Annotated in this window: 3 protein-coding genes; 1 reads left to right on the plus strand and 2 read right to left on the minus strand. The window is 63.3% G+C overall.

Annotated features, from left to right (window positions below; all coding sequences use genetic code 11):
* On the plus strand, window positions 1-1,346 hold a 1,346-nt coding region (locus PHP59_RS11850), incomplete at its 5' end, for an McrC family protein (RefSeq protein WP_300167258.1).
* Here the strand turns inward: PHP59_RS11850 and PHP59_RS11855 are convergent.
* Together PHP59_RS11855 and PHP59_RS11860 are read right to left on the minus strand one after the other, a co-directional pair.
* Window positions 1,273-2,175 carry a hypothetical protein gene (locus PHP59_RS11855; RefSeq protein ID WP_300167260.1) on the minus strand — a complete coding sequence of 301 codons (903 nt, stop codon included), beginning with the start codon at window positions 2,173-2,175 and terminating at the stop codon, window positions 1,273-1,275. The two genes, PHP59_RS11850 and PHP59_RS11855, sit on opposite strands and share 74 nt — an antisense overlap.
* A complete protein-coding gene (locus PHP59_RS11860) occupies window positions 2,172-3,272 on the minus strand; it encodes a hypothetical protein (protein ID WP_300167262.1) in 1,101 nt (366 codons plus the stop codon). Before PHP59_RS11860 ends, PHP59_RS11855 begins: the two co-directional genes overlap by 4 nt.
* Between the last annotated feature and the right edge of the window lie 368 nt (window positions 3,273-3,640).

The following is a 3,640-nucleotide window of genomic DNA, read 5'->3' on the forward strand; positions in this document are numbered from 1 at the left end:
GCGCTCTCCGAGAACCTCACATGACCGCCACCGCGACGCTCTTCGAGTTCCAGGCCTGTCCCTACAAGGTCGGCGGGACGGACGCATGGGACGGGGACGTCCTCAGCCTGACCGAGGAGACGCTGGCGGCCCTGGACGCCCTGAACGCCGCCCGGCCCTTCCTCGCGATCGGGCGGGACACGATAAAGCCCCTGAACCTCGTCGGCGTCGTGAAGGCCGGCGGCATCACCCTGGAGATCCTGCCAAAACTCTTCGGCGGCGACGCCTACCTGAGGCACAGGACCGTCATCGCCGGCAACCTCCTCACCATGCTCGCCTGCACGGAGAGGCTCTCCGTCAGGGACATGGACCTCGCCGGCCTCGACCTCGACCAGACCGACCTCTTCGAGGTCTTCATCTTCCTCTTTGCAAAGCACCTCTCCCGTCTCCTGAAGACGACGCAGAGGCGGGAGTACACGCGGCAGGACGAGGAACTCCGCTTCGTCCGCGGGCGGATCGATATCAGGGCCTACACGAACCCGGCACGCCTCCACATCATCCCCTGCACCTTCCACGCGTACTCGGTGGACACTCTCCTGAACAGGACGCTGAAGTACACCTGCCACCTGATGGCCCGGACCTCCCACCGCGACGAGACAGTCAGAACCCTCAGGGCGATCACCGACCTCCTCGACGCGGTGAAACTCGTCCCCGTCACCGTCGCCGAGGTGGACACCATCGCCTTCACCCGCCTGAACCGCGCCTTCGAGCCCTTCATCAGGGTCTGCCGCATCTTCCTCGCCGGCGCCACCCTCACCCTCCAGGCCTCCGACATCGAGACCTTCTCCTTTCTGGTCCCGATGGAGAAACTCTTCGAGGAGTTTGTCGCGGCGGTGATCAGGGAGGACCCTCCCTTCTTCTTCGGGCAGGAGATGGAGGTGGCGGCGCAGGAGAGGATCGGCCACCTGGTGGAGAGGGCGGGCGGCGGCCATGCCTTCGCCCTCATCCCGGACATCGTCGCCCGCGGGGCGGGAGGGGCGGTGGTCGTCGACACGAAGTACAAACTCCTCGACAGGACAGATCCGACCTCCGGCGTCTCCCAGGCCGACGCGTACCAGATGTTCGCCTATGTGGCCATGCTCCCGGCAGAGGCCGGGATACTCCTGTACCCGGACACCGGAGTGACGGCGCCGCAGGACTATCTCTACGACGTCTCGGGCAGGAAAGTCCCCCTCCTCATCAGGTCGATCAGCCTCGCCCACCCCCTGGCGACGGTGGAGGGGTGTGAGGCATTCAGGGAGGAGCTGGCCGGAGTGGTGACGGCGGGCCTTCGTCGTACCTGTACCCCCCTTCGGCCTGCCCACTGACGATCACCGAGCCGTACCGGAGAAACGAGTACTTCCACCCCACAATCCCCAGGCAGAAGAGAAAGACCCAACTCCCCAGCATCAGGGCACCGCCCCAGCCGAGATGACGCAGGATCCAGAGCCAGACCGTCGCACCCACGGCACAGACGAGGAACACCCCGACGCCGGTGCAGCAGCGTGTCCTCAGATCTCCCGGCGCCGTACCGGCGAGCACCTCCCCGGTGACGCCGTCGATGGTGGCCTGGTAGGTACGGTCTCCATAGGAGTAGCGCACCAGCCAGAGGGGGTACGAGATAAGCGTGCACTCCCGGAGGCGGGCGTTGATGTGTCTGGGGGAGTTCCGGTGCTTCTCATCGATCATTCCGGCGACACTCTTTTCAATCATTGTTTTCTGCCTGGCCAGGCTCTCACTTTCCGGGACAGTCGCATCGAGTTCCCGTACCAGACCCCTCGTCTGGGACACCGCCTCGCCCCTGAGATCGGGCAGGAAGGAGACCTCGAACGTGCCGGCATCGCAGGCAGCATCGGTCGAGGCGAGGGACTGCGTAGAGACGACCTTGACCGGCGACCGCCTGAATGTGTCTTCAAGAGAGACATCGACATAGACGGTTATCTCCCATGTCGTGCTCCAGAACGGCACATGGTATGCAGTGCACCCGATGACGAAACCCTCCTTTTCAAGACCGCGTGCCTTCGGGCCGTCCTGCCACCAGTCCCGCAGCACCTCGACCGCCTCTGCACGGTCGAGGACATTCCTGAACCTGACCTCTGGTGGCGGCTGCGACGTCATGCCGGCCAGGAAAGAGAGCAGAAAAACGATCCCCGTCACCACTCCTCTCTCCCCTCCACAGGACACGTATCCCTGCCCCGGCGCCTGCCCTCTGTCTCCCATGCAGGGTTGTACCAGGACGTGCATGAGAGGATATAGGCGATACATCCTGCCGCGGCCACGACCAGTCCCGCCCACATCCCCCCATAGTAGAAGACCAGGCCCCCGGTGACCATGAAGAGATATTCAAGAAAGATAGCGGCAGCCAGGTTGTCGCGCTCTGCAGGCCGATATTCCGGGGGATGCCCGTACCCGCCACGGACGTCGCCGGTGGAGATCTCGGCACCATGGCGGGCGAAGGCGAAGGCTTCGAGGACCAGGCCCCAGCCATGCAGCATGACCAGGGGCATGAAAATAAGGAGGAGAAACAGGTCAACATCGGAAGCAGTGCCGGGATCATGAAAAAACAATCTGCTCAGCAGAACGACCAGCACCACAACCGCAAAGATGCTGACGGCCGTGGCGGCGACGAACGCACAGACCCGCCAGAAGAGACTGCCGGGTGCACGGCCGGCGACGAGGTCGCCGGTCACCCCGTCGACAGTGGCGAAATAGGTGCGGTCGGCATAGAGATACCGCACCAGCCAGAAGGGGTAGACGAGGAGAGTGCTCTCCGGATGCCAGAGATAGACCCTGTGCCCGGTGATGTGGGGGATGCCGGAGTCTCTCAGCGCCCCGCGCTCCACGGCTCTCTTCCCTGCCGCGACGCCATCTGCCTCCGGGACGGTAACCTGCCCGGTGAAGATATCGGAGGGCACCGTCTCGCCGACCAGATTTCTGAGATAGGGGACCCCGAGTGCGCTCGTATCACAGGCGGCACATGTCCAGACGAAATTCCTGTCGAGGGCCACCTCCAGGGGTATTTTCCTACGTAAATTTTCGTCATATTCGATCCTGTAGCCCTCCACATGGCCTCTGACACAGGCTGTGAGTCTCCAGAAAGGAACATATTTCAGCCGGCACTCGATGACCCGTGCCCGGTCCTCCAGGTCCCCGGCCATCAACATCCCGCCCCACCAGGCCAGCACTGTGTCGAGCGCCTCGGATCTGGCGACCCGGCGCGTGAAAAGGAGCGTCCGGGTATCGGGTTCTATCACGGGGGGGCGGTCGCCGCTCAAGGAAGAGGGCGGGTGCTCCCCGGATGGGAGCAGAGCCCCACAGTGCAGGAAAGAAAGAGCGTCCGTCATACTATCCCGGATGACGGGTCTCGGGGTGTACTCCGGGCAATCGAGGACCCCTGCCCCTCTCCCGTCATCATCTTCCAGGGGTTCTCCCAGAAGGATAAGACTTCTCGAAAGGTTTTATGGGTTTCACTATATTCTATAGAGACGATTTTACCGGGCGGGTGTCTCTGGCCCATATCCTGCCCACCGTCTCCCATGCAGGGTTGTACACGGACATGCACGAGAGAATATAGACGATCAGTCCTGCCGCGGCCGCGACCAGTCCCGGCCACATCCCTTCA

The organism is Methanofollis sp. (assembly GCF_028702905.1).
GTDB lineage: Archaea > Halobacteriota > Methanomicrobia > Methanomicrobiales > Methanofollaceae > Methanofollis.